This window comes from Pseudomonas sp. EL_65y_Pfl2_R96 (assembly GCF_963970905.1).
GTDB lineage: Bacteria > Pseudomonadota > Gammaproteobacteria > Pseudomonadales > Pseudomonadaceae > Aquipseudomonas.
In genome coordinates this window covers 65772-87535 of record NZ_CAXAQH010000013.1, presented here as the reverse complement: position 1 = coordinate 87535, position 21764 = coordinate 65772, and the positions used below count along the sequence as shown (strand labels likewise).

At 60.9% G+C, this 21764-nt stretch carries 18 protein-coding genes; 7 read left to right on the top strand and 11 right to left on the bottom strand.

Annotated elements, in window-relative coordinates:
* Positions 1–84: 84 nt before the first annotated feature.
* The 8 genes from AACY49_RS15430 to AACY49_RS15395 form a co-directional block, all read right to left on the bottom strand.
* The gene (locus AACY49_RS15430; protein WP_258697928.1) at positions 85–1698 is read right to left on the bottom strand and encodes an AAA family ATPase; all 1614 of its coding nucleotides are present in this window, start codon (positions 1696–1698) and stop codon (positions 85–87) included.
* A 10-nt stretch (positions 1699–1708) separates the two neighbouring features.
* Complete coding sequence (gene aroB, locus AACY49_RS15425; protein ID WP_258697929.1) at positions 1709–2809, bottom strand: 3-dehydroquinate synthase; 1101 nt, start codon at positions 2807–2809, stop codon at positions 1709–1711.
* Positions 2810–2959: 150 nt separating this feature from the next.
* Positions 2960–3478, bottom strand: a complete 519-nt coding sequence (aroK, locus tag AACY49_RS15420; RefSeq protein ID WP_258697930.1) for a shikimate kinase AroK — start codon at positions 3476–3478, stop codon at positions 2960–2962.
* 4 nt (positions 3479–3482) lie between these two features.
* Positions 3483–5549, bottom strand: a complete 2067-nt coding sequence (gene pilQ / locus AACY49_RS15415; RefSeq protein ID WP_339524844.1) for a type IV pilus secretin PilQ — start codon at positions 5547–5549, stop codon at positions 3483–3485.
* Between the two features lie 13 nt (positions 5550–5562).
* Positions 5563–6090, bottom strand: coding sequence for a pilus assembly protein PilP (locus AACY49_RS15410; protein WP_320392493.1), 528 nt, complete (start codon positions 6088–6090; stop codon positions 5563–5565).
* The gene (gene pilO / locus AACY49_RS15405; protein WP_320392494.1) at positions 6087–6710 is read right to left on the bottom strand and encodes a type 4a pilus biogenesis protein PilO; all 624 of its coding nucleotides are present in this window, start codon (positions 6708–6710) and stop codon (positions 6087–6089) included. Before pilO ends, AACY49_RS15410 begins: the two co-directional genes overlap by 4 nt.
* Positions 6707–7273 (bottom strand): PilN domain-containing protein, encoded by a 567-nt coding sequence (locus AACY49_RS15400; RefSeq protein ID WP_258697934.1) that lies wholly within the window; start codon positions 7271–7273, stop codon positions 6707–6709. The genes pilO and AACY49_RS15400 overlap by 4 nt, the downstream gene beginning before the upstream one ends.
* A complete protein-coding gene (locus AACY49_RS15395) occupies positions 7273–8337 on the bottom strand; it encodes a pilus assembly protein PilM (protein WP_258697935.1) in 1065 nt (354 codons plus the stop codon). Before AACY49_RS15395 ends, AACY49_RS15400 begins: the two co-directional genes overlap by 1 nt.
* A gap of 218 nt (positions 8338–8555) precedes the next feature.
* On the opposite strand from AACY49_RS15395, the gene AACY49_RS15390 reads away from it, so the two are divergent.
* Positions 8556–10994, top strand: a complete 2439-nt coding sequence (locus AACY49_RS15390; protein ID WP_445262643.1) for a penicillin-binding protein 1A — start codon at positions 8556–8558, stop codon at positions 10992–10994.
* A 259-nt stretch (positions 10995–11253) separates the two neighbouring features.
* On the opposite strand, the gene AACY49_RS15385 is transcribed toward AACY49_RS15390, so the two are convergent.
* The 3 genes from AACY49_RS15385 to rpmE form a co-directional block, all read right to left on the bottom strand.
* Positions 11254–12522, bottom strand: coding sequence for a malic enzyme-like NAD(P)-binding protein (locus tag AACY49_RS15385; RefSeq protein ID WP_258697937.1), 1269 nt, complete (start codon positions 12520–12522; stop codon positions 11254–11256).
* Between the two features lie 183 nt (positions 12523–12705).
* Entirely contained in the window at positions 12706–13488 is a 783-nt protein-coding gene (locus AACY49_RS15380; RefSeq protein ID WP_258700802.1) for a thermonuclease family protein, read from the bottom strand.
* 41 nt (positions 13489–13529) lie between these two features.
* Positions 13530–13748 carry a 50S ribosomal protein L31 gene (gene rpmE / locus AACY49_RS15375; protein WP_258697938.1) on the bottom strand — a complete coding sequence of 73 codons (219 nt, stop codon included), beginning with the start codon at positions 13746–13748 and terminating at the stop codon, positions 13530–13532.
* A gap of 201 nt (positions 13749–13949) precedes the next feature.
* On the opposite strand from rpmE, the gene AACY49_RS15370 reads away from it, so the two are divergent.
* The 6 genes from AACY49_RS15370 (at position 13950) to AACY49_RS15345 (ending at position 21607) form a co-directional block, all read left to right on the top strand.
* A complete protein-coding gene (locus tag AACY49_RS15370) occupies positions 13950–16169 on the top strand; it encodes a primosomal protein N' (protein ID WP_258697939.1) in 2220 nt (739 codons plus the stop codon).
* 239 nt (positions 16170–16408) lie between these two features.
* Positions 16409–18145 (top strand): arginine--tRNA ligase, encoded by a 1737-nt coding sequence (gene argS / locus AACY49_RS15365; protein ID WP_339524836.1) that lies wholly within the window; start codon positions 16409–16411, stop codon positions 18143–18145.
* Position 18146: 1 nt separating this feature from the next.
* Entirely contained in the window at positions 18147–18854 is a 708-nt protein-coding gene (locus tag AACY49_RS15360; RefSeq protein WP_320392500.1) for an SPOR domain-containing protein, read from the top strand.
* A gap of 240 nt (positions 18855–19094) precedes the next feature.
* Positions 19095–19625, top strand: coding sequence for an ATP-dependent protease subunit HslV (gene hslV, locus AACY49_RS15355; RefSeq protein ID WP_258697941.1), 531 nt, complete (start codon positions 19095–19097; stop codon positions 19623–19625).
* Positions 19626–19679: 54 nt separating this feature from the next.
* Positions 19680–21020, top strand: a complete 1341-nt coding sequence (hslU, locus tag AACY49_RS15350; protein ID WP_339524831.1) for an ATP-dependent protease ATPase subunit HslU — start codon at positions 19680–19682, stop codon at positions 21018–21020.
* A gap of 206 nt (positions 21021–21226) precedes the next feature.
* Entirely contained in the window at positions 21227–21607 is a 381-nt protein-coding gene (locus AACY49_RS15345) for a DUF971 domain-containing protein (protein ID WP_258697943.1), read from the top strand.
* Positions 21608–21764: the final 157 nt, after the last annotated feature.

Sequence of the window (21764 nt, the reverse complement as noted above, 5' to 3'; positions counted from 1 at the left end):
GCGCCAGCGGACCCTTTAGGCAGCGCGCACTTGCAGAAATTTTGAGGTGCCGGGAGAGGCGGCCTGGGTAAGGCCGCCGAATCTTCAGCGAGTTGTTGCCAGTTCCTGTTGGACGCTGGCGACAGTGCGAGGCCAAGGTTTACCAGCCTGAACCTTCGCTGGCAAGGCCTTGATGGCAGTAACGGCTGCATCGCGGTTGGCGAAGTTACCGTAGGTGATGACGTAAAGCGGCTTGCCGTTGAGCACTTTCTTGAAATAACGGTACTCGCCGCCCTGCTCCTTGACGAAGCTTTGCGCGGTCGCCTCAGAGCTGGTGCCAAGGATCTGCACCACGTAGTTACCCGGCGCCTGACCTGCGTACCAGCCGCCACCGGCGGCTTTGGCCACGGTGACTGGCTTCTCGGCAGGTTTGACCGCGACGGCCGGCTTGGCGGGCGCTGGAGCCGGTTTGGCAACAGGCGCAGGCGCAGGGGCTGGCTTGGCAACAGGCGCTACTGGCTTGGCGGTTGCGACCTGAGTCGGCGCAGGCGTCGGCTTGGCGGCCGGTGTCGGCGCAGGCCCCGCCGGAACGCCTGCCGGCGGCGCGGTGGTGGTCACGGTCGGCGGTGTGGCGCTGGAGCCTTCGACGGGTACGCCATCATCACCTTCGGTAATGCCACCGGCCGCTTCGGCCAACGGACCACGCATCACCGGCTGCGAGTTACCGACCAGCGGTAATGGCATCGGCTGCGAGTTACCCGCGAATTCCACGGCTGGAGCGCCGCTACTGTTAGGTTGTGGCGTGCCCTGGCCCAGCGGCAGTTGCGCCTGTTCGTTGGCAGGTGTGCCGGTGGTCGGTGCTTTGCTGCGACCCGGCATCAACCAGGCGGCGGCTACCGCGACCACGACGACGGCGGAAATCGCCAATACGTGTTTCTTCGGCATGTTGAACCCCATACTTGGACGCTTGACCGCTGAGCGGCTGGCAATCATGGCTTCGATCATCGCATCGCGGGCGACCTGGTTAATAGTGCCAGGCCAACCGTCGGAGCTTTCGTGAATATCAGAGATCTGATCCGCGGTGAAAAGTTCGATTCCCCGGCCGGCGCCTTCAAGACGCTGATCCAGGTATTCGCGGGTTTCTTCTTCGGTGTAAGGCTGCAATTCGATGACGTGGAAACGCTCTTCCTCGAGGCTCAGCGCTTCAAGTTGAGCAATCAGCGAGGACTCGCCGAACAGGAACACGTGCGGGCGACCTTCCGGTGCACCGGCAGCCAGGGCCAGCAAGGCTTCCAGCGCGGACTCGTCGAGTTGCTCGGCGTCATCCACCAGCAAATAGACTTCCTGCCCCGTGAGCGCAAGCTGCACCACTTGAGCCAGGATCGCACCGACCTCGGCCTGGGCAACGTTCAGCGCCTGAGCCACCTGATTCAATACACCAGCAGCATCGCCGGCGCCACGGGCGGAAACCACCACGCTCTGCACTGACTGTTTGTTGGTGCTGGCCACCAGGGCCTGACGCAACAGGGTTTTGCCGCTGCCTTGAGGGCCAGTGACCACCAGCAGCAACTGGCTGTAACGGGCCAGATGATGCAGCTGCCCCAGCACCGGTTTGCGCTGGGCCGGGAAAAATTTGAAGCCAGGCACCCGTGGAGCGAAAGGGTCATGACTTAACTGGTAATGGCCGAGGAAAGCCTCGTCGGCATGCAAACTAGTCATCGGGATCTTATTAACCTTTAAGCTGAGCCAGGGCGCGGTAATCCGCTCCCAGCGTGGCCTGTAAAACCTCTTTCGGATAATCGTCGGTCACCACTGCTTCGCCCATGTGGCGCAGCAGCACCAGGCGCAAACGACCGTCGATCACTTTCTTGTCAATTGCCATGTGTTCGAGAAAATCGGCTTCAGTCATCTCTTGCGGCGGGATGACCGGCAGGCCGGCACGCTGGAACAGACGAATACCGCGATCACGTTCCTGTTCGCTGATCCAGCCCAGGCGCGCGGACATTTCCAGAGCCATTACAGTGCCAGCAGCGACCGCTTCACCATGTAGCCAGACACCATAGCCCATATGGGTTTCGATCGCGTGGCCGAAGGTATGGCCCAGGTTGAGCGTGGCACGCACGCCGGTCTCTTTCTCGTCGGCACCGACCACCGCAGCCTTGGCTGCGCAGGAGCGTTCGATGGCGTACGTCAGGGCGGCCTGGTCCAGGGCGCGCAGGCGATCGACGTTTTCTTCGAGCCAGGTCAGGAACGGCTCGTCGCAAATCAGCCCGTATTTGATGACTTCCGCCAGCCCGGCGGACAGTTCGCGGGCCGGCAGGGTGTTGAGGGTGGCGGTATCGATCAGCACCACATTGGGCTGATAGAAGGCGCCGACCATGTTCTTGCCGAGTGGGTGATTGATCCCGGTTTTGCCGCCCACCGAGGAGTCGACTTGCGACAACAGGGTGGTCGGCACCTGGATGAAATCAACGCCGCGCTGGTAGCAGGCGGCCGCAAAACCGGCCATGTCACCGATCACTCCGCCGCCGAGAGCGATCACTGTGGTGCGGCGGTCGTGCCGTGCGGTCAGCAGGCCATCGAAAATCAGTTGCAGGGTTTCCCAGGTCTTGAAGGCTTCGCCGTCGGGCAGCACCACGGAAATCACCGAGAACTGCGCGAGGCTGCGAGTCAGACGCTCGAGGTAGAGCGGCGCGACGGTCTCGTTGGAGATGATCGCCACCTGCCGTCCGCGGATATGCGGGGCCAGCAGCTCAGGCTGATCCAACAAACCTTCGCCAATATGAATCGGGTAGCTGCGCTCGCCTAGATCGACCTTGAGTGTCTGCATGTGTCCCCACAGTGAAGATGGAATCAGGCATCCTGCCTTGAGTTAACGAATTCCACGGCGTCCGCTGGTGTGACGCCGTTCGGTAGCCATCCGCCACAACCTTGAGCGGCTGCGACAGGACGCCGAGGATAGCGCATTTCGCGCCGCGCATTAACGGGGCGGTAGCTGCTGCAAGCGGTCGAGAATGTCGAGCACCACCATCCGCGGTGGCCGCTCATCGGTTTCCACCACAAGGTCGGCGATTTCCCGATACAGCGGATCACGGATCGCCAGCAAATCCCGCAGGGTCTTGGCCGGATCGGCCGTGCGCAACAGTGGCCGATTGCGATCGCGGGCCGTTCGACCCACCTGCTGCTCGACAGACGCATGCAGATAGACCACTCGACCACCGGCATGCAGCGCCCGGCGATTGGCTTCGCGCATCACCGCTCCGCCGCCGGTCGCCAACACCACACCGTCGGACGCGCACAGCTCGGCAATCATCGCTTGCTCGCGATCACGAAAGCCCGGTTCGCCTTCCTTATCGAAAATCCACGGGATATTGGCGCCCGTGCGCAATTCAATTTCCTTATCGGAATCTTTGAATGGCAGGCGCAGCTCTTTGGCCAGCAACCGGCCGATGGTGCTTTTTCCAGCCCCCATCGGTCCAACAAGAATCAAATTTCGCACAGAATCAATGACTCACAGCAATCGCCTGATTGTTCATGATACGCGGTGTGAGAAAGACCAGCAGCTCGGATTTTTTCTCCGAAACCACATCACGCCGGAAAAGGCGGCCAAGATACGGCACATCACCGAGAAATGGCACCTTATCTACAACCTTGCTCTGAGTATTTGAGAAAACCCCACCAATGACGATGGTCTCGCCGTCGTTGATCAGGACCTTGGCGTTGACTTCGTTTTTGTTGATCGGCGGCTGCCCAAGGACTAGGTTAGCGTAGTCCGGCTGATCCTTGGTGACCTTGACCTCCATGATAATGCGATTGTCCGGGGTGATCTGCGGGGTCACCTCCAGCGAAAGGACTGCCGGCTTGAACGTCACCGACGTCGCGCCGCTGGAACTGGATTCCGGATACGGAATTTCAGTACCTTTCAGGATCTTCGCGGTTTCCTTATCAGCCGTGACCACCTTGGGTTGCGAAACAATTTCGCCATTGCCGGTTTTTTCCATGGCGCTCAACTCGAGGTCCAGCAGCGTGTTGTCAGTGATAAAGGAAATGCCGATCCCGGACGTGGCACTTGTAGCGCCCAGATCAACAAAGGGTTGGCTGGTGCTTTGCCCTGTAATGGGGTTGCCGGGAGAAGCACCGCCCGACCCTGTCCAATTACCACCGGTCTTGCTTCCACCCCATCGCACGCCCAACTGCTTGTCGTAATCAACGCTAGCTTCGACGATGCGCGCCTCGATCATTACCTGACGCACCGGAATATCCAGCTGCGCCACGATGCGGCGCAGTTCATCGAGGCGATCCTGGGTCTGGTAGGCAATGATGTTGTTGGTCCGCTCATCGACCGTGATTGAACCGCGCTCGTCTATTTTCGCCTCGGCACTGGTCACCGACTGGAACAGCTTGGCAATATCGGCGGCCTTGGCGTAGTTGACCTGCAACAGTTCGCGACGCAGAGGCGCCAGTTCGGCGATCTGCTTCTGCGACTCCAGCTCCTGACGCTCCCGGGCGGCAATTTCATCGGCCGGCGCCACCAGCAGCACGTTTCCGATCTTGCGCTTATCCAGGCCTTTGGTTTTCAACACCAGATCCAGCGCCTGATCCCACGGCACATTCTGCAGGCGCAACGTGATGCCGCCCTGCACCGTGTCACTGGCCACTAGATTGAGGTTGGTGAAATCGGCGATCAGTTGCAGCACCGAGCGCACATCGATGTCCTGAAAATTCAGCGAGAGTTTTTCGCCGGTGTAGGCAAAGCGTTCGGTATTGCGCTTTTGCAGGTCATCGACAGTCATCGGCCGGATGCTGACGGTCAGTTTGTTGTCGGTCTGATAGGTCGAATAATCGAAGGCGCCGCTGGGCTCGATACTGATGGTGGCCCGATCACCTGTGGCGCTGGCGTTGACGAACTGCACCGGCGTGGCGAAATCCTTGACGTCGAGGCGCACGCGCAACCGTTCAGGCAGTTGGGTCTTGGTGAAACCGACGATGATCTTGCCATCGTGCTCCTGGATGTCCGGGGCGATGGACGGATCCGACAGATCGATAACCACATTGCCTTCACCCTGGGTGCCGCGCTGGAAATCCACGCCCCGGATGGCTTTGCCCACGGGGGCATTGACCCTGGCGGGCGCTGGCGTCGCAGTGGCTGTGCGCGGCGCGCTGGTGATCGGTTTAGGCGCCTTGCTACCGCCCCCCTGCCCGACGACCACGAAAAGATTGTTGCCTTCGACGCGTGCGTTATACGGGGTTAACTGGGTCAGGCTGATGATCAGCCGTGTGCGGTCCTTGGCCTCCACCACCGTGGCGCTGCGGGCATTGCCGCCGCCCAGGTCTCGATTCTTGTTCGCCAGCTGACTGGTGACCCCCGGCAGATCCAGCGCAATCCGCGCAGGCTGCTCTGTCGTATAACCCTGGGGCTGCGGCGGCGGCCCATCGAACGACAACTTCAACTCGACGCGATCACCGGGCAGCGCCGCGACATCCAGCGTTTTGAGGTTGGCCGCCTGTACCATCGGCGACAGAAACGCTATCCATAGCGAAATACCGAAGGTTGAGAAAATCCTGTTCATTATTCGAGTTCCACTATGAGTGCTCTTTCAAAGGGATGGTCCGCGGCCGCTCCAGCCAGGCGCCTTCGCCATCGGGAACGATTTCGACCACATCGACTTGCGAGCCGCTGATGGCGACAATCCGTCCATCGTTACGCCCCAGGTAATCGCCGACTTTCAGCCGATGCACACCGCCCGCCCCGCGCAACAGTGCAAAGGAGCCGGTCGCATTGGAGATCGTGCCGACCATTTCAAATTGCTCGATGTTGAAACCTTCGAGGTACTGCTTGACCCGATTGGGGTCGGGTTTGACGTTGCGCGAGCCGCGCTTCTGGCCAGCCAGATCGACCCTGACCTGCCGGGAGAACGGGCTACGCAGGTTGGCAGCGCTGTAGGTGAATGTCGGGTAAGACCGGAATGTCGGCGTTGGTTCAATCTTGCCGGGCGCACGCAGGCGCACTTCGTTCAGGTAGGCGTCCAGATCGCTGAAATCATTGCCGCCACCACAGCCGGCCAGGACGACCAGACACATCACCATCGACAGGCAACGAGCCGGGCTCATTTCTGCACTCCCTTGTCGTTGTAGCGGTAGGTCTTGGCAAGGATGCTCATGCGCAACTTCGGACCGCCTTCGGGATTGGCCGGCGCCAGATCGAAGTCATGCAGGGTGACGATCCGCGGCAGGCCGGCCACGCCGCTGACGAAAGTGGCCAGGTCGTGATACGCGCCGGTGACGGTGATCTGGATAGGGAGCTCGATGTAAAACTGCTGGGCGACCTCCGGGAGCAGCTTGATCTCTTCGAACTCCAGGCCGCTCCCCAGGCCGGTGCGGGTGATGTCTTCCAGCAGCCCGGGCACTTCGGTGTCGCTGGGCAATTGGCGCAGCAGAACGCCGAAGGAGTTCTCCATTTCCTTCATCTGTTGGGTATACAGCTCCAGATTAGCCGCCATGTGGCCTTTGGTCGCGAACTGCTCCTTGAGCGTCGACTCTTCCTCGCGCTTGAGTTCGAGGTGGTTTTGCAGGTCGCTGATCAAGAAGCTGTAGCCCAGCGCCAGCACCAGCACCATGAGCAGGACACTCGCCAGGGCCTTGATCGCCACTGGCCAGGACCCCATGTTGTTGGTGTCCAGATCGTTGATGTCAATCTTGCGCAGCCCTTCGAGCCATTCGGACGGCCTCATTTGGCACCCCCCTCAATGGCCGGCTGAGTCTGACGGACGGTCAACTGAAAAACATTGGTCTGATCCAGCTGACCGGCGGTGGTCGCTTTGACTTCCGTAAGGTTGGGTGCATCGAACCAGTCGGACGCATCAAGATTGCGCATCAAATCCGAAACACGATTGTTGGACTCCGCCGCACCGGTGATGGACAAGGTCTTGCCGACCATTTTCACCTCGGTGAAATACACGCCATCCGGCAAGGTACGCGCCAACTGATCGAAAATCCTCCCACTGATCGGCCGGTTGCCTTGCAGGTCCTGGATAATGCGCATGCGCTCGACGAGTTGCTGACGGCGAGCCTTCAGGTCGCTGATCTGTTTGATCCGCTCATCGACCACGGCAATCTGCCTGGCGATGTAATCGTTACGGGCAACTTGCCGATCAATGGCGCCGTTAATGACCTGATCCGTAATCAACAGCGCCCCCACTGACCCCACCAGCACACCGACCAACGCCAGCAAAAAGCGTTGGCGACGCCTTTCGCGCAACTCTTCGCGCCAGGGTAAAAGATTGATCCGCGCCATCAGTCAAAACTCCTGAGGGCCAGCCCACAGGCGATCATCAGCGCCGGGGCATCACTGGCCAGGGCACCGGCGTTGACCTTGCTGCCCAGGGTCATGTCGGAGAATGGATTGGCGACCTGGGTCGGCGTACCCAGGCGCTGCTCGATCAACCGATCCAGCCCGGAGACCGAGGCGGTGCCGCCGGCCAGAAGGATGTGATCGACCGAGTTGTATTGGCCGGAGGCAAAGAAAAACTGCAACGAACGCGACACCTGTTGCACCAACGCCTCACGAAACGGCTGCAAGACCTCGCTGACGTAATCGTCCGGCAAACCACCCTGCTTCTTCGCCAGCCCCGCCTGCTCGACCGTCAGGCCATAACGGCGCTGGATTTCTTCCGTCAGTTGACGGCCGCCGAACAATTGTTCACGGGTGTAGATGATTCGCCCATTGTGCAGCACGTTCAGGGTGGTCATGGTCGCGCCGATATCGACCACCGCCACGGTCAGACGCTCCTGAGAGGCGGCCAGCTGGGTTGCCAACAGGCTAAACGATCGCTCCAGGGCATAGGCTTCGACATCGACCACGCGCGCGGTCAACCCGGCCAGGGCCAAAGCCGCTTCACGAACCTCGACGTTTTCCTTGCGACAGGCGGCCAGTAGCACATTGACCCGCTCGGGGTTGCGCGCCGACACGCCCTGCACTTCGAAATCGATCGCCACTTCGTCCAGTGGATAAGGGATGTACTGATCGGCCTCGATCTTCAGCTGGTTTTCCATCTCGTCGTCGGAAAGACCGGCGTCCATCTCGATGATCTTGGTGATCACCGCCGAGCCGGCGACCGCCACGGCGACGTTCCTGAGGCTGGTTCTGGCCTTGACCAGCACGCGCGCAAGGGCCTGCCCCACACCTTCGAGCTCGGCGATATTTTTCTCGACCACGGCACTGGCGGGCAGCGGTTCGACCGCATAGGCCTCGACCCGATAGCGGTCGCCCTGGCGACTTAGCTCCAGCAGCTTCACCGACGTGGAGCTGATGTCGATCCCCAAAAGCGTATTGGCTTTTTTATTGAAGAGTCCTAGCACTACCAATTCCCTATGACTATCCGTGAGTTACGGACTCTGTAATATCCATTGCGTTCAATACCCCCCGTCTTGACAGAAGCGCAAATGACGCTCCCCACGGAAAAATGCTTATAATGCCGAGCGTTTTTTCCGCTTTCACTGCAAGCGCGGGTCATTCTCTGTACAGCCTGAACCCTGATGCCTAATTCATTCTTTGCCCTGGATATCCAAAAGCCTTGATTCGTCTGCTGAAATTTTTCGGTTGGTCCATCGTCGCCGTTTTCTGCGGACTGCTCCTGGGTCTGAGCGGCGCTTTTCTTTACCTTAGCCCCGGATTGCCATCCGTGGAGGCGCTGAGAAGTATTCAGTTGCAGATTCCTTTGCGGGTGTACAGCAGCGACAACAAATTGATCGCAGAATTTGGCGAAATGCGCCGCACTCCAATCCGTTTCGCCGACATTCCTCCCAATTTCATCAATGCGTTACTAAGTGCTGAAGACGACAACTTCGCCAACCACTATGGCGTCGATCCCAGCAGCTTGATGCGTGCCGCTACCCAGCTGGTAAAAAGCGGGCACATTCAGTCCGGTGGCAGCACCATCACCATGCAGGTGGCGAAGAATTTCTTCCTGACCAGCGAACGCAGCTTCTCGCGCAAGACCACCGAAATCCTCCTGGCCCTGCAGATCGAACGGCAGCTGACCAAGGACGAGATCCTCGAGCTGTACGTCAACAAGATCTATCTGGGCAACCGCGCCTACGGCATCGAGGCGGCGGCGCAGGTTTATTACGGCAAGTCGATTCGTGACGTCAGCCTGGCACAGATGGCGATGATTGCCGGCCTGCCGAAAGCGCCGTCGCGCTTCAATCCGCTGGCCAACCCGGCCCGTAGCAAGGAGCGTCGCGACTGGATCCTGGGGCGCATGTACAAGCTCGGCAAGATCAACGAAGCCGACTACACCGCTGCGATCAATGAACCACTGAACGCCAGCTACCATGTGCCGACCCCGGAAGTGAACGCACCGTACATCGCCGAAATGGCCCGTGCCGAAATGGTCGGCCGCTATGGCAGCGATGCGTACACCGAAGGCTTCCGCGTCACCACCACGGTGCCGAGCGATTTGCAGGAAATGGCCAACGCCGCGGTTCACGAAGGTTTGATGACCTACGATCAACGGCACGGTTATCGCGGCCCCGAGTCACGCCTGCCGGGTAAAACCCGAGAGGCCTGGACCCTGGAGCTGACCAAGCAGCGGACCATCAGCAGCCTCGAACCGGCAATCGTGACCCAGGTCGACAAGAACGGCGTGCAGGTGCTGACTCGCACAGGTGATGAACACGTCGCCTGGGACAGCATGAAGTGGGCCCGCCCATTCCTGAACACCAACAGCATGGGCGCCAATCCGAAGCAGCCTTCGGACGTCGCTCAGGTCGGCGATCTGATTCGCGTGCAGCGTCAGCCGGACCATTCGCTCAAATTCAGCCAGATCCCACAGGCCCAGGGCGCACTGGTTTCCCTCGATCCGCAGAACGGCGCCATTCGTTCGCTGGTCGGCGGTTTCGCCTTCGAGCAGAGCAACTACAACCGCGCGATGCAGGCCAAGCGTCAGCCGGGTTCGAGCTTCAAGCCGTTCGTCTACAGCGCCGCCCTGGACAACGGCTACACCGCCGCCAGCCTGGTGAACGACGCACCGATCGTGTTCGTCGACGAGTACCTGGACAAGGTCTGGCGCCCGAAGAACGACACCAACACCTTCCTCGGCCCGATCCGCATGCGTGAAGCGCTCTACAAGTCGCGCAACCTGGTATCGATCCGCCTGCTGCAAGCGCTGGGTGTCGACCGCACTATCGACTACATCAGCAAGTTCGGCTTCAACAAGCAGGACCTGCCGCGCAACCTGTCCCTGGCCCTGGGCACCGCGACCCTGACACCTATGGAAATTGCCACCGGCTGGAGCACCTTCGCCAACGGCGGCTACAAGATCAGCCCGTACATCATCGACAAGATCGAAAGCCGAAATGGCGACACGCTGTTCGTCGCCAATCCGCCGAGCGTCCCAAAAGGCGAAGTAGTCAGCGACGGCATCGCCGTACCGGCCTCCAACACCTTCACGGTCAACGCCACCCCAGGCGAAGCGCCGAGCGCCCAGACAGCGCCACAAACGCCAGCCGTGGCCGAGCGCATCGTCGACGGCCGCACCACCTACATCCTCAACAGCATGCTCGAGGACGTGATCAAACTCGGTACCGGCCGCCGTGCACTGGCCTTGGGTCGCAGCGACATCGCAGGCAAGACCGGCACCACCAACGAATCCAAGGACGCCTGGTTCTCCGGCTACAACGCCGATTACGTGACCACCGTCTGGACCGGCTTCGACCAACCGGAAAGCCTGGGCAAACGCGAGTTTGGCGGCACCGTCGCCCTGCCGATCTGGATGAACTACATGGGCGCCGCCCTCAAAGGCAGGCCACCCCACACCCAGCCGGAACCCGAAGGCATCCTCAGCCTGCGGGTCGACCCGGTCAGCGGTCGTGCAGCCACCCCAAGCACCCCTGGCGCCTACTTCGAACTGTTCAAGGCCGAAGACACACCACCGTCGGTGAACGAGCTGGGTAACGGCAATGCGCCAGGCAGCCCATTGCCAGCGGACGAGGCCGCGCCGATCGATTTGTTCTGATCCCGTAGCGCAACGCAAAAGCCCCGTTCTTCTCTGGAAGACGGGGCTTTTTGTTGCGCCTGGAATTTATGCACCGGCTGAAACCAGGGCTGCCTGTCTGGCCGCCTTCGCGAGCAAGCCCGCTTCCACATTGGAATGCATACCCCTGTGGGAGCGGGCTTGCTCGCGAAGAGGCCCTCAAAGACACCACAAAAACCGCAGGCAATAAAAAGCCCCGACTCGCGAGAACCGGGGCTTTGTGTTGAAGCGCTACAACGGCTTAGCCGTTGAACACGTCATCCACGCTTTTCAGCGGGTAGTTCTTCGGATACGGCAGGGTCGCCACACCGGTCTCGATCGCAGCCTTGGCCACGGCATCGGAGATCAGGGTGATCAGACGGGCATCCATTGGTTTCGGAATGATGTACTCACGACCGAATTCCAGTTTGATGCCGCCGTAGGCGTCGCACACTTCCTGAGGCACTGGCAGCTTGGCCAGTTCACGCAGGGCGTTGGCGGCAGCCACTTTCATCTCTTCGTTGATGCGCTTGGCGCGAACGTCCAGGGCACCACGGAAGATGAACGGGAAGCCCAGTACGTTGTTGACCTGGTTCGGGTAGTCCGAACGGCCGGTGGCCATGATCACGTCGTTGCGAGTGGCGTGTGCCAGCTCCGGGGAGATTTCCGGATCCGGGTTCGAGCACGCGAACACGATCGGGTTGGCCGCCATGCGCAGCAGGTTCTCGGCGCTCAGCAGGTTCGGGCCCGACAGACCGACGAATACGTCGGCGCCATCCAGCGCGTCAGCCAGGGTGCGCTTCTCGGTCGCGTGAGCGAACACAGCCTTGTACTGGTTCAGGTCGTCACGGCCGGAGTGGATCACGCCGGTACGGTCAACCATGAAGATGTTTTCGATGTTGGCGCCCATGCTCACCAGCAATTTCATGCAGGAGATGGCGGCAGCACCGGCGCCCAGGCAGACGATCTTGGCTTCCGGCAGGGTTTTGCCAGCGATTTCCAGGGCGTTGATCATGCCGGCGGCGGTCACGATCGCGGTGCCGTGCTGGTCATCGTGGAATACCGGAATGTCGCACTGCTCGATCAGAGCGCGTTCGATCTCAAAGCACTCAGGTGCCTTGATGTCTTCCAGGTTGATGCCACCGAAGGTGATGGAGATACGCTTGACGGTGTCGATGAAGGCTTGCGGGCTTTCGGAGTCGACTTCGATGTCGAAAACGTCGATGCCGGCAAAGCGCTTGAACAGAACACCTTTACCTTCCATTACCGGCTTGGAAGCCAATGGGCCGAGGTTACCCAGGCCCAGAATCGCGGTGCCATCGGAAATGACTGCAACCAGGTTGCCTTTGCCGGTGTATTTGTAGGCCAGTTCAGGATCGCGGGCGATTTCGCGTACTGGTTCGGCTACGCCGGGGCTGTAGGCCAGCGACAGGTCGCGGGCGGTAGCGGTGGCCTTGGTGAGCTCGACACTCAGCTTCCCTGGACGGGGATGGGCGTGATATTCGAGAGCGGCAGTTTTCAGATCAGACATATGGGCATTCCGCTTTTTACTGTTGGACAGACGGACCGCCGAGGATACTCGCCTCGCAAAGTCCTCACAAGACTGACCAGTCACCCCTGTCAAGCGCCCGGCCCTACGACTTTGGGCCAAGAGCCACGAAACACAAGGGATAGACTGTTCACAATCAACAGAAAAAATGTCTACAATTTTTTCTTACGGCATCGCCTGCAACATCGCCGGATCGGTCAGCGGCAGAAGCCAGCGCGCCTGCCCCGGCTTCAGGCCGCCACGGCGGGAACGATCCACCACCCAGCCACGAGCCTCGATCTGCCTGCCTTTGAGCTGTTCAAGCGACGCGCCATCGAATTGCTCCAGCATATTGGGTGCAACCCGCAATACAACCGATTCCTGCAACTCGATCCAAACCCCGCCGCGATTGCGCTGAACCTTGCTCACACGGCCACTGAGCACGGCGAAGCCGGACGCGCTGATCTGCTCCGCTTTCAGTACAGGTGATTGTCGCCATAGCCCGAGGCCGGCCTGACGAGCACTGCGTTCCGCCGCTTGCTGACAACCGGCCAAATCGACGTTCGGTGCCACCGCCACCTGAAAACCGAGGCCTTCAGCGAGCATCTGCGCTTCAAGGTTGGCGCCATCGACGCTGTAGACATGGGCCAGGGTACGGCCGTAATGGTCCTTGCTTTCTTTACCCGGCAGCAAACCGACCCGCCCGTCGCTGGCGGCCACCAGGGCTTCCAGGCGTTTGCGCGCAGCCACGGCAAACGGCTCGTCGGAACGGCCCTGCTTGCCCAGCTCTGGCGTGTTCAAACCGATCATGCGCACACTGCGGCCATCGCGCAGGCGCAAGGTGTCGCCATCCACCACCCGCTGCACCACAACCGGCGTCAGCCCGCTCGGCACCGGGCAGAAAGCCTGGGCACCGGAAAGCCAAATCGCAGACACAAAAAAGGCGCCCGCAAGGGACGCCTTTTTCATCAGTCTGGAGAAGCCGAAACGACTTTCCAAAATGATCGGCCTTAGGCCTTTTTCGGGCCAAAAGCACCGAAACGATCGGCGAACTTCTGAACACGGCCGCCGGTATCCAGAGTCTTCTGCTTACCGGTGTAGAACGGGTGGCATTCGTTGCAAACGTCGATCGACAGAGGCTTGGCGAAAGTCGAACGGGTTTCGAACTTGTTGCCGCAGCTGCAAGTTACGGCAACTGCTGGGTATTCTGGATGGATATCGGCTTTCATGGTGTTTTCCTCAGGCTAGCGTGCCGCCACCCAACACTATTGTTGAATACCGCACGTAATTAGGCCGCGGATTCTACCAGACCTTTGCAAACACGCAAGCTGTCACTGAGTCCGACCGTCTGCTAGGCTCCCGACCCAAGTCGCCGTCCCACAGGGTATGCGCCAGCCTTTCATTTATTGCCCGCCCAATGAGACTCCCGCGTGCCCGACGCCATTCTGCGCCTCGCCCTGCCTTCGCCCCTGCGCCGCCTGTTCGACTACCGCGCTCCGGCCGGAGTCCTGCGCGCCCAGCTACACCCGGGCATGCGTTTGCGGGTGCCGTTCGGGCGGCGGGAGATGATCGGCATTCTGGTGGAGGTCACCGATCACAGCGAAGTCCCGGCGGAAAAGCTCAAACCGGCCCTGGCCCTGCTCGATGCCGTGCCGCCGCTGCCGCCCGCGCTGTTCAAGCTGTGCCTGTGGACATCCCAGTATTACCAGCACAGCCTCGGCGATACGTTGAGCTGGGCGCTGCCGGTGTTGCTGCGTCAGGGCGAACTCGCCGAAGCACGCCAGGAGCGTTTCTGGTCCGCCGCGCCCGGCGCCAGCCTCGATGATCCGCGCATCGCCCGCGCACCGCGACAGCGTGAAGCCCTGGCGACCCTGGCCCAGCACCCACACGGCGTCGCCCATCAGTTGCTGAGCAAACTGATGCTGAGCAAAGACAGCCTCGACCTGTTGCTGGCCAAAGATCTGGTTCAGGTAGACATCCGCAAACACGCCCCCGGCGCTCGCCACGAGCATTGGCTGGCGCAACCGGAATTGCCGCTCAACCCCGAGCAGCGCGCCGCTTATGAAGCGATTCGCGCCGGGTTCGACAGTTATCACGCGTTTTTGCTGGCCGGCGTCACCGGCAGCGGCAAGACCGAAGTCTATTTGCAGCTGATCCGCGAAACCCTCGAGGCCGGCAAGCAAGCCCTGGTGCTGATCCCGGAGATCAACCTCGGCCCGCAAACCCTGGCGCGCTTCGAACAACGCTTCAATGCGCGCATCGCGCTGATCCACTCGGCGGTCAACGACCGCGAGCGCCTGGACGCCTGGCTGGCGGCACGGGATGGCGAGGCCGACATTATTATTGGCACCCGTTCGGCGCTGTTCACGCCGATGAAGAACCCCGGCCTGATCATCATCGATGAAGAGCACGATGGTTCCTATAAGCAGCAGGAAGGCCTGCGCTACCACGCCCGCGACCTGGCACTGGTTCGCGCCCGGCAGGAAAACATCCCGATTGTCCTCGGTTCCGCCACGCCTTCGCTGGAAAGCCTGCAAAATGCCTACACCGGTCGTTACGGCCTCTTACGCCTGAATGAGCGGGCCGGTGGCGCCAAACAGCCACGCTTCCTGCGTCTGGACGTGAAAAGTCGCCCACTGGACAGCGGCATTTCCGGGCCGATGCAGCAAGCCATCGGTCAGACCCTCGCCGCCGGCCAGCAGGTTCTGGTGTTCCTCAACCGCCGAGGATTCGCCCCGACGCTGCTCTGCCACGACTGTGGCTGGATGTCCGAATGCCAGCGCTGCGACGCGCGCATGACCGTGCACCAGCGCTCGGGCGAACTGCGCTGCCACCATTGTGGCTATGTCGAACGAGTGCCTCGGCATTGCCCGAAGTGCGGCAAGGTCGATTTGCGACCGGTGGGCGCCGGTACCGAGCGCGCCGAGGAACGCCTGGGGATTCTGTTCCCGGACGTCCCGGTGCTGCGGGTCGACCGCGACAGCACCTCGCGCAAAGACGCGATGAATCAGTTATTCGCGACCATCCAGAAAGGCCAGCCGTGCATTCTGGTCGGCACACAGATGCTTGCCAAAGGGCACCACTTTCCTCGAGTGACCCTGGTGTCGATTCTCGATGCCGACGGCGGCCTGTTCTCCGGCGACTTCCGCGCCAGCGAGCGCATGGCGCAGTTGATCGTTCAGGTCGCCGGGCGCGCGGGGCGGGCCGAAGAGCCGGGCAAAGTGATCATCCAGACGCACCTGGCGGACCACCCGCTGCTGGTGCAGTTGACCGAACAGGGCTATTTCGCCTTTGCCGAACAGGCGTTGAGTGAACGCCGCTCCGCCGGGCTGCCGCCGTTTGCGCATCTTGCGTTGCTGCGGGCCGAAGCACACAAACCGGGGCAGGCCGAAGGCTTCCTCGATGAGGCGTGTAGCGAGGCCGAGCGCCTGTTAGCGGAGCAAAACCTGACCGGTATCGAATTGCTGGGGCCGGTGCCGGCGCCGATGGAACGCCGGGCCGGGCGTTATCGCGCGCAGTTGTTGCTGCAAGCCACGGCCCGGGCGCCGTTGCATCGATTGCTGAGCAGTTGGTTGCTGGCTTTGGAGCAGATGCCGAGCGGGCGGGCGGTGCGCTGGTCTTTGGATGTCGACCCGGTCGATTTGTATTGATTTCAAAATCGCCATCGCGAGCAGGCTCGCTCCCACGATGGGTCTGTGGTGTTCATTGGTTTTGTGATCAACGCCTATCCCCTGTGGGAGCGAGCCTGCTCGCGATGGGTGCCGAATAGTCCCCACATATCCATAACCTGCCCGCTATAGTTGGCAAGCTCGTCTTCGCAACGGATAATGCCCAGTTTTTCCACCAGCGCATTGAAGCGCCGCCGCGCTTGCGGTCGAAAGAGAAGACCATGAAAGACACCATTCGCCAGCTGATCCAACAAGCCATCACCCAACTCGTCAACGAAGGTGTGTTGCCTGAAGGCCTGTCGCCGGCGATCCAGGTGGAAAACTCCCGTGACAAGACTCACGGCGACTTCGCCAGCAACATTGCGATGATGCTGGCCAAGCCGGCCGGCATGAAACCCCGCGACCTGGCCGAGAAAATCATCGCTGCGCTGCCGGCTGACGAGAACGTCACCAAAACCGAAATCGCCGGCCCTGGCTTCCTGAACTTCTTCCAGAACACCCAAGCCCTGGCGACCCGTCTGGACGCGGCCCTGGCCGACGACCACATCGGCGTGCGCAAGGCCGGTCCGGCGCAGCGCACCGTCGTCGACCTGTCGGCGCCGAACCTGGCCAAAGAGATGCACGTCGGCCACTTGCGCTCGACCATCATCGGCGACGGCGTGGCCAGGGTTCTGGAATTCCTCGGTGACGCTGTGATCCGTCAGAACCACGTCGGCGACTGGGGCACCCAGTTCGGCATGCTGATGGCTTATCTGCAGGAAAACCCGATCACCAGCGACGAGCTGTCGGATCTGGAAAACTTCTACCGCGCCGCCAAACAGCGTTTCGACGAATCCGCAGAGTTCGCTGATCGCGCCCGCGGTCTGGTGGTCAAGCTGCAAGCCGGCGATCCAGACTGCCTGGCGCTGTGGACCAAGTTCAAAGACATCTCGCTGTCGCACTGCCAGAAAATCTACGAACTGCTGAACGTCAAACTGACCATGGCCGACGTGATGGGCGAAAGCGCCTACAACGACGACCTGATCAACGTGGTCAACGACCTCAAGGCCGCTGGCCTGCTGGTCGAGAGCAACGGCGCCCAGTGCGTGTTCCTCGATGAATTCAAGAACGCCGACGGCGAGCCGCTGCCGGTGATCATCGTCAAGGCCGACGGCGGCTACCTCTACGCCACCACCGACCTGGCGGCCGTGCGCTACCGCAGCGGCGTGCTCAAGGCTGATCGCGCACTGTATTTCGTCGACCAGCGCCAGGCCCTGCACTTCCAGCAAGTGTTCGCCGTCGCGCACAAGGCCGGTTTCGTGACGCACCCGATGGAAATGGAGCACATGGGCTTCGGCACCATGAACGGCGCCGACGGCCGTCCGTTCAAGACCCGTGACGGCGGCACCGTGAAGCTGATCGACCTGCTGATCGAAGCCCAGGAGCGCGCCTACACGCTGGTGAAGGAGAAGAACCCGGAGTTGGCCGAAGACGAGTTGCGCAATATCGCCAAGGTCGTGGGCATTGGCGCGGTGAAATACGCCGACCTGTCCAAGCACCGCACCAGCGACTACAGCTTCAACTTCGACCTGATGCTCAACTTCGAAGGTAACACCGCGCCATACCTGCTGTACGCCTACACCCGTGTGGCTGGCGTGTTCCGCAAACTCGGCAAGGACTTCAGCGAAGTCGAAGGGCAGATCGTCCTCGAAGCGCCCCACGAGCATGAGCTGGCAGCGAAACTGGCGCAGTTCGGCGAAATTCTGAATAACGTGTCCGACAAAGGCACGCCGCACATCCTCTGCACTTACCTGTACGATGTGGCCGGCCTGTTCTCCAGCTTCTACGAGAACTGCCCGATACTCGGCGCCGACACCCCGGCGCAAATGCAGAGTCGTCTGCGCCTCGCCGCGCTGACCGGCCGCACTCTCAAGCAGGGCCTGGAACTCTTGGGTCTGGAAACTCTGGAGCGTATGTAAGTTGGCTGCCAAGAAAAAACCTGCACCCAAGCGTGGCGCCAGCCGTTACCAAGCTCCTGCAAAGCAACCGATCCCGGGTTGGCTGTGGATGGCCATCGGCCTGACGGTCGGTGCGTTCATTGTGTTCCTGATGAAGCTGGAGCCGGGCAAGAGCAGTGACAGCGTCAAGCGCGAGAAAGTCGAGCAGCAGAAAGCCACCAAGATCGCCGAGGCCAACAAGACCCCGCCAAGCCCGACGCAACCGGTGAAGCCGAAGTACGACTTCTACACCTTGCTGCCGGAATCGGAAGTGATCGTGCCGCCGGACGCGGTGCCGGAGAAAACCCTGCCGACGCCACAAGTGCCGGCCATTCCGACCACGCCGGTGACGCCTGCGGAAGCGGCGAAGATCGACACTGCCCGGGCTCAAGCGGCATTGGCCGGTATCACCCCGCCGCCAGCGCCACCGGTGGCAAAAGCTGCGCCGGTGACCAAGTTCTTCCTGCAGGCCGGTTCGTTCCGCAAGGAAGCCGATGCCGACAAGGTTCGTGCGCAGATCATCCTGCTGGGGCAAGCCGTGGCGGTTGAATCCGGCACCGTGAAGGACGAGACCTGGTACCGGGTGCTGGTCGGTCCGTTCAGCAACCGCGAACAGCTGACCACCGCCCAGAAACAACTGGCTGGCAGCGGCTTCAGCAACCTGTTGTTACAACAACGCCAGAGCCGCTGACCTTCCACTGATCGTTCCCACGCTCTGCGTGGGAATGCCTCTGGGGACGCTCCGCGTCCAGTGACGCGGAGCGTCACGGGCTGCATTCCCACGCAGAGCGTGGGAACGATCGATCAGACAACATCCCATCCCCGCCCTACACCGCTCGTCCCCCGCCGCGCCCTACAGTTGAAAAACGCTCCACCACCCCCATATGGGTTGGCATAAGGCATTTTCGCCCCGCTGCGTGGAGACTCTCCCTTGACCACCATCGTTTCAGTTCGCCGCCACGGCAAAGTCGTCATGGGCGGCGACGGCCAGGTTTCGCTCGGCAATACCGTGATGAAAGGCAACGCGAAAAAAGTTCGCCGCCTGTACCACGGCCAGGTTATCGCTGGTTTTGCCGGAGCCACCGCTGACGCCTTCACCCTCTTCGAGCGTTTCGAAGGCCAACTCGAGAAACATCAGGGCCATCTGGTGCGCGCCGCCGTCGAACTCGCCAAAGAGTGGCGCACCGACCGCTCCCTCAGCCGCCTCGAAGCCATGCTCGCGGTCGCCAACAAAGACGCCTCCCTGATCATCACCGGCAACGGCGACGTGGTCGAGCCCGAAGAAGGCCTGATCGCCATGGGCTCCGGCGGCGGCTACGCCCAGGCCGCAGCCAGCGCGCTGCTGAAAAAAACCGACCTGTCGGCCCGGGAAATCGTCGAAACCGCTTTGGGCATCGCTGGCGACATCTGCGTGTTCACCAACCACAACATCACCATCGAGGAGCAGGATCTCGCTGATTAAGCCTGTTTCGGCCTAGCGCCACGGCTCACTTTTGCTTGAGGACCGCCAATTACTATGCCCATGACCCCCCGTGAAATCGTCCACGAACTCAATCGCCATATCATCGGCCAGGACGATGCCAAACGCGCCGTCGCCATTGCCTTGCGCAACCGCTGGCGCCGGATGCAACTGCCCGAAGAGCTGCGCGTCGAAGTCACCCCCAAGAACATCCTGATGATCGGCCCGACCGGTGTCGGTAAAACCGAGATCGCCCGCCGCCTGGCCAAACTCGCCAACGCGCCGTTCATCAAAGTCGAAGCGACCAAATTCACCGAAGTGGGCTACGTCGGCCGCGACGTCGAATCGATCATTCGTGATCTGGCCGACGCTGCAATCAAATTGCTGCGCGAACAGGAAATGACCAAGGTGCGCCACCGCGCCGAAGACGCCGCCGAAGAGCGCATCCTCGACGCTTTGCTGCCACCGGCACGCATGGGCTTCAGCAACGAGGATGCCGCACCGTCCCAGGATTCCAATACCCGTCAGCTGTTCCGCAAACGCCTGCGTGAAGGCCAGCTGGATGACAAGGAGATCGAAATCGAAGTGGCCGAAGTGACCGGCGTCGATATCTCCGCGCCACCGGGCATGGAAGAAATGACCAACCAGTTGCAGAGCCTGTTCGCCAACATGGGCAAGGGCAAGCGCAAAAACCGCAAGCTCAAGGTCAAGGAAGCGCTGAAACTGGTTCGCGACGAAGAAGCCGGTCGCCTGGTCAACGAAGAAGAATTGAAGGCCAAGGCCCTGGAAGCCGTCGAACAGCACGGCATCGTGTTCATCGATGAAATCGACAAGGTCGCCAAGCGTGGCAACTCCAGCGGCGTCGATGTTTCCCGTGAAGGCGTGCAGCGCGACTTGCTGCCGCTGATCGAAGGCTGCACCGTCAACACCAAGCTGGGCATGGTCAAGACCGACCACATCCTGTTCATCGCCTCCGGTGCGTTCCATCTGAGCAAGCCGAGCGATCTGGTGCCCGAGCTGCAAGGTCGCCTGCCGATTCGAGTCGAACTCAAGGCCCTGAGTCCGGAAGATTTCGAGCGCATCCTCAGCGAGCCGCATGCATCGCTCACCGAGCAGTATTGTGCATTGCTGAAAACCGAAGGCCTGCTCATCGAATTCCTGCCGGACGGCATCAAGCGTCTCGCCGAGATCGCCTGGCAGGTCAACGAGAAGACCGAAAACATCGGCGCCCGTCGCCTGCACACCCTGCTCGAGCGTCTGCTCGAAGAGGTGTCGTTCAGCGCCGGCGATCTGGCCAGCACCCACGAGGACAAGCCGATCCTGATCGACGCCGACTACGTCAACAGCCACCTGGGCGAATTGGCGCAGAACGAAGACCTGTCCCGTTATATCCTGTAGGTCTCAATCTGTGTGAGCGGGCTTCTGTGGCGAGGGAGCTTGCTCCCGCTGGGTCGCGAAGCCGCCCCAAAAGTCAGTGAATGCGGTCTACCAGACAGACCACATTCACCGAATTTACGGCTGCTGCGCAGCCGAGCGGGAGCAAGCTCCCTCGCCACAGGTCACCCGTCGACACAGGGCCTTCATACAGACGGAAGATCGGCCCCATGACGACCCAACTCCCCACCGACATCAAACTGCACAAAGCCTCGAAAACCCTGACGCTCAAATACGCGTCCGGCGAGGAATATCACCTGCCCGCCGAGTTCCTTCGCGTGCACTCTCCTTCCGCCGAGGTCCAGGGCCACGGCAAACCTATCCTGCAATTTGGCAAGATCGGCGTAGGCCTGAGCAAAGTTGAACCGGCGGGTCAGTACGCACTGAAATTGACCTTCGACGACGGCCACGACAGCGGCCTGTTCACTTGGGAATATCTGTACCAGCTGGCCGTGCGCCAAGAAGATCTCTGGAGTGATTATCTTGCGGAACTCAAAGCGGCTGGAAAAACCCGTGACCCGAATGAATCCATCGTCAAGCTGATGCTCTAGGTCAGGCCTCGGGGTATTTAGAGGGCATTTTCTAATTCCATCTGTTTGAATGCTTGGCTGCCGGGCCAACGATTGGCCCGCTTGCGAAAAAAATTAAACTCGGGTAACCAATGGAGCTGGCAAGTTCCGTGCATTTGTAGCTATGCGCAATTAACGG